General features: G+C 37.5%; 5 protein-coding genes. All 5 read right to left on the reverse strand.

Annotated features, from left to right (window positions below):
* Positions 1-157: 157 nt before the first annotated feature.
* The 5 genes from argF to argC are packed head-to-tail and all read right to left on the reverse strand — an operon-like array spanning position 158 to position 5,328.
* A complete protein-coding gene (gene argF / locus KI369_RS26120) occupies positions 158-1,108 on the reverse strand; it encodes an ornithine carbamoyltransferase (RefSeq protein ID WP_212958354.1) in 951 nt (316 codons plus the stop codon).
* A gap of 12 nt (positions 1,109-1,120) precedes the next feature.
* Positions 1,121-2,281 carry an acetylornithine transaminase gene (gene argD / locus KI369_RS26125; protein ID WP_212958356.1) on the reverse strand — a complete coding sequence of 387 codons (1,161 nt, stop codon included), beginning with the start codon at positions 2,279-2,281 and terminating at the stop codon, positions 1,121-1,123.
* Positions 2,278-3,045, reverse strand: coding sequence for an acetylglutamate kinase (argB, locus tag KI369_RS26130; RefSeq protein ID WP_212958358.1), 768 nt, complete (start codon positions 3,043-3,045; stop codon positions 2,278-2,280). The genes argD and argB overlap by 4 nt, the downstream gene beginning before the upstream one ends.
* 11 nt (positions 3,046-3,056) lie before the next feature.
* Positions 3,057-4,280 carry a bifunctional glutamate N-acetyltransferase/amino-acid acetyltransferase ArgJ gene (gene argJ / locus KI369_RS26135; RefSeq protein WP_212958360.1) on the reverse strand — a complete coding sequence of 408 codons (1,224 nt, stop codon included), beginning with the start codon at positions 4,278-4,280 and terminating at the stop codon, positions 3,057-3,059.
* Between the two features lie 10 nt (positions 4,281-4,290).
* On the reverse strand, positions 4,291-5,328 hold the full coding sequence (argC, locus tag KI369_RS26140; protein ID WP_212958362.1) for an N-acetyl-gamma-glutamyl-phosphate reductase: 1,038 nt from the start codon (positions 5,326-5,328) through the stop codon (positions 4,291-4,293).
* Between the last annotated feature and the right edge of the window lie 49 nt (positions 5,329-5,377).

The following is a 5,377-nucleotide window of genomic DNA, read 5'->3' on the forward strand; positions in this document are numbered from 1 at the left end:
ATGTAGTATGTCCTTACACACTCTGAAAAACAAATTTAGTTTCCTCTTTTATTATAAATGATATCAAAATGGTTAACTAAATATACATATGACATTTCAATACAAAAAGTGCACCTCCAATTGTTATTTGTATGTAACAATTGGAGATGCACATCATTTAAGACAGCTCTTCTACACTTTTAAATAAACTTACTAATAATGCTTTTTGCGCATGCAATCGATTACCAGCTTGCTCAAAAACGATAGACTGTGGTCCATCTATAATTTCTCCTGTTACTTCCTCTTCACGATGGGCAGGTAAACAGTGTAAGAAACGATATGTTTGCTTCGCATGCGTAACAAGTTCTTTATTGATTTGGTAAGGTTGAAATAAAGTATATTTCTCTTCTTCTCCCTCTTGCCCCATACTCATCCAAACGTCAGCATAAATGAAATCTGCTTCACTCACCGCTAGTTCAGGGTTATGCAAAATTTCAATTTTCGCTCCTGTTTCTTCAGCAATCGCTAACGCTGTTTTTACAATCTCTTCATTCGGTTCATACCCTACAGGCGTTGCCACAGTCATATTCATTCCGACTTTCGCACTCGCTAACAATAATGAATGACATACATTATTTCCATCACCTACGTAAGCCAATTTTATTCCTTTAAATGCATTTACTTCTTCATATATTGTCATTAAGTCTGCCAATGCTTGACAAGGATGATGATCGTCAGTTAAACCGTTAATAACAGGAATGCTCGATTCTTTTGCAAGCTCTTCTACATCCGCATGTGAAAATGTACGTATCATGATCCCGTCAATATAATGAGATAATACTTTCGCAGTATCTGAAACGGTTTCCCCTCTTCCAATCTGCATCTCTTTCCCACTTAAAAACATACCATGTCCCCCGAGCTGTACCATTCCCGCTTCAAAAGATACACGAGTACGAGTTGAATGTTTATCAAAGATAAGTCCTAATATTTTTCCTTGTAATAAAGGCTCCTGCTTATTCTTTTTTAAATAGATAGCGAACTCAATTAAAGAAATAATTTCTTCTTGCGTCAATTCTTCTAGCGTTAAAAGATCTTTCGTATTTAATTTCGGTACTTGTACAGTTGACATGGAACTTCCCCCTTATATAATTGATACGTTTTTTGTACAAACTACTTTTTTTATCATATATACTGCCTGTTCTAACTCTTCATTCGTCACAATAAGTGGTGGTAATAGTCTTATAACATTAGGTCCTGCTTGTAATACGAGAAGCCCTTCTTTCTCTAGTTGTTCTATAAAACTTGCAACTTCATGCTTACACTCAATCCCAATCATAAGCCCCTTTCCACGTATATTTTGAATACATTCGACATGTTGTAATTCCTCTTGCAACTTCTCTAATACGTACTCGCCTTTTTCTTGTACTTCTTTTAAAAACGATGGTCTTTTACTTACTTGCAATACTTCTTTCGCTGCAGCCATCGCGATGTAATTCCCGCCAAAAGTTGAACCGTGTGATCCTGCAGTAAACGACGTTCCGAGCTCTTTCCGGCCAATCATCGCTCCGACAGGAACCCCGTTCCCAAGTGCCTTTGCCACGGTAACGATATCAGGATCTATTCCCACTTGTTCATAAGCGAATAGTGTTCCAGTTCTTCCTATCCCCGTTTGTACTTCGTCTATAATAAATACGGAACCGAACTTATTACATAATGTTTCAATCTCTTTCAAAAAAGATAGATCAGCAGGTATTACTCCTCCCTCTCCTTGAACAACTTCTACCATTACCGCCGCAACTTCTTCATTCATTACTTCCTCTAATACTTTAATATCGTTAAAAGGGATATGTAAAAAAGATGGAAGTAATGGCCCAAATCCTTCTTTTACCTTATCTTGGCCCGTTGCACTCATCGTTCCAAATGTTCTACCGTGAAAAGACTGCTGGCATGTTACGACGAGAGATTTTTCAGTATGCTTACGGGCTAGCTTCAAAGCAGCTTCATTCGCCTCTGCCCCGCTATTACAGAAGAACACATAATCTAATGCTATGTTTTCTGTTAATAATGACGCGACTTCTTCTTGTAAGCTGTTTGTAAACAGGTTAGATATATGCCATATTTCATGCAGTTGCCCTTGTACAGCTTTCATAACAGTAGAATGACAATGTCCTAAATTACATACACCGATTCCTGATGTGAAATCTAAATATTGCTTACCGTTTTTATCACTAACTTTCGTTCCACTCCCCTTTACAAACTCAATATTTCTTCTCCCATACGTTTGAAAAAGATGACTTGTCATACGATACTTACTCCTTTCGTTACCGTCGTTCCGATACACTCGTCCGTAACTTCAGTAAAATCTTTTGTACCGTTCACAATACTTATCTTTTGCACTCCCATTTTTAATGACGTTAGTGCCGCCTGTACTTTCGGAATCATCCCGCCTGTAATAACTCCTTTTTCTATTAAAGTAATAATTTCCGATTCATCCGTTTTCTTTACTAATTTCCCTTCATGTAATATCCCATCTACATCCGTAATAAAAATGAGTTCTTTTGCGGATAATGCGGCTGCAATTCCAGCTGCAGCTGTATCCGCATTTATGTTATAAATCTCATTATCATGTATCCCGACCGGAGCAATAACAGGAATATAATTCAAATTTATCAATCCTTTTAGTAAGGCTGTTTCGACATAACTTACTTCTCCCACATATCCTATTTCTTCGCTGACAGGTTGAACTTGGAGTAAATTGCCATCACACCCTGAACAACCTACCGCAAGTAAATTATGCCTTTGCAACTTCATTACAAATTTTTTATTCGTACTTCCGCATAGCACCATTTGAACAATATCCATAACTTCTTTTGGTGTTACTCTTAACCCATCCCTTTTTTCTACTTTGATGTTACAATCTTTTAATTGCGCATCAATTTCTGGGCCGCCACCATGGACAATCACTACTTTATACTTCTGTTGCAATTTCTTTATACAATCAAAAAACACATCATTTAATTGATCCAACATACTACCGCCGCATTTCACTACAATATAATCGCTCATCTTCCCTCTCCTTATGTACGATAACAAGCGTTTATTTTCACATATTCATAACTTAAGTCACAGCCCCAAGCTGATCCGTTCTCTTCTCCTAAATGTAAATACACATCAATCATAATTTCATGTTCTTTTAATTTCTTTTTCATTTCCTCTTCAGAAAACATTTGAGGTTCACTATTTTTTAACACAGTGATCGATTGAAGAATAATATCAATTGTATTTGGATGAATCGCTACTTCACTTTGTCCTATACTGCTAATAATCCGCCCCCAATTTGGGTCTTCACCATGGATTGCTGTTTTTACAAGACTCGAACCGACTATTTGCTTTGCAATTTTCTTTGCCTCTTCATTCGTTCGGGCCCCTAACACATTTACTTCTATTAACTTCGTAGCGCCTTCACCGTCTTGTGCTATTTTTTTTGCTAAATCTTCACATACCATCTGTAAAGCAAATACGAAAGTTTCCCAATCTGTATGTTCCATATTGATTGGTTTCGTTTCTGCTAATCCACTTGCCATAACGATGACCATATCATTCGTAGAAGTATCTCCATCCACCGTAATTTGATTAAATGTATGATTCGTTATTTGTGATAATGCTGTTTGCAATACGTCATGCTCTATATGAGCATCTGTCGTAATAAAACTTAGCATCGTTGCCATATTTGGATGAATCATCCCTGAACCTTTCGCAACACCAGCAATCATCACTTTCTTCCCATCAATCATCATCTCATAGCACGTTTCTTTCGTTATAAGATCCGTCGTTAAAATCGCTTCAGAAAAAGAATGAGCTTCACTTACTTCCTTCGTAGGGATAAGAGTTGTAATTCCCTTTCGAATTAAATCCATCGGTAACGGAACACCAATTACACCCGTTGAAGCTATTGCAACGTAATGTTCTTTCACTCCAAAATGTTCCGCCCCTAATGCACGCATCTCGTAAGCATCTTGTAAGCCTTTCATTCCTGTACAAGCATTTGCATTTCCACTATTGACGATAATTGCTTGCAATTTCCCCTCAGCCGTTATACTATCTTTCGTTACTTGCAGGGGAGCTGCTTGTATTTGATTCGTTGTATAAACGGCGGCACATGATGCTGGCACTTCACAAATGATTACACCTAAATCCTTTTTGTCTTTTTTCAAACCATTTGCCGTACCGATTGCCGAAAAGCCTTTTGGCGTTACAATTGAACCATTTTCTAATTTTGTAATAGACTCTACTTTAATCATCATGTCCCCCTTATAGATAAAGCGGCATATGTTGTAAACCTGTGGTTTCTTCTAGTCCCGCTACTATATTTGCATTTTGAATCGCTTGCCCAGCCGCACCTTTCATCATATTGTCTATAACCGAAACGACAGTCACTCTTCCAGTTCTTTCATCGTAAGCTATCCCCATATCACAATAATTTGAGCCTCTCACTTCTTTCGGACTTGGAAATTCTCCTTGCATACGAATTCGAATAAAAGCCGATTGTTCATACGTTTCTTCATATAATTTTTGAAGTTGTTCTATTTCCATTTCTCGTTTTACTTTCGCATAAAGTGTAACCATAATCCCCCGTGATATCGGTATTAAATGCGTACTAAACGTGATTGGCTTCGTTTCCCTATTCCACTCCACAAGCATTTGCTCAATCTCAGGAACGTGTTGATGCTCATTTACTTTATAAATACGTAAGTTATCGTACAACTCAGGAAAGTGAGTCATTGTTGTTGGCGTTTTGCCAGCTCCAGATACTCCTGATTTCGCATCAATAATAATGGAGTCTTCTTCAATTATGCCGCTACGTACTAATGGCAATATCGCTAATAATGCTGCTGTAGCAAAACATCCTGGGTTTGCAATTAAATTTGCATTTTGAATCTCGGACCTTTTCCATTCACTTAACCCATATACAGCTTCACTAAGAACTTCTTCTTTTGCAGCTGCCCTTTTATACCACTGTTCATATATGAAAGGATCTTTCATACGAAAGTCTCCAGATAGATCAATTACTTTTACACCCACTGCTAATAATTTTGGAGTTAACTCTGCCGATACTCCTGCTGGGGTTGCTAAAAATACAATTTCTGCTTCCTTCTCTATTTCCTCCACATCAATTTCTTGTAGCGTATGAACAAGAACATTCCGAAGGTGCGGATATACATTTGTTATACACTCACCAACTTGCGAAAAAGAATGGAGAGATACTATCGAAAAATATGGATGTTGCTCTAATAACCGAATTAATTCAATGCCTCCATACCCAGTTGCTCCAATAATCGCGACTTTCATATGCTCCTCCTCATATCGATTCTTTAAATTAAGTATGATTATAATATTG

Origin of the sequence: Bacillus sanguinis (assembly GCF_018332475.1) — a bacterium.
Taxonomy (GTDB): domain Bacteria; phylum Bacillota; class Bacilli; order Bacillales; family Bacillaceae_G; genus Bacillus_A; species Bacillus_A sanguinis.

Coding starts and splice junctions, on each gene's coding strand:
- argJ (WP_212958360.1), bottom strand. CDS start 4,280: ATGATTAAAGTAGAGTCTATTACAAAATTAGAAAATGGTTCAATTGTA.
- argB (WP_212958358.1), bottom strand. CDS start 3,045: ATGAGCGATTATATTGTAGTGAAATGCGGCGGTAGTATGTTGGATCAA.
- argF (WP_212958354.1), bottom strand. CDS start 1,108: ATGTCAACTGTACAAGTACCGAAATTAAATACGAAAGATCTTTTAACG.
- argC (WP_212958362.1), bottom strand. CDS start 5,328: ATGAAAGTCGCGATTATTGGAGCAACTGGGTATGGAGGCATTGAATTA.
- argD (WP_212958356.1), bottom strand. CDS start 2,281: ATGACAAGTCATCTTTTTCAAACGTATGGGAGAAGAAATATTGAGTTT.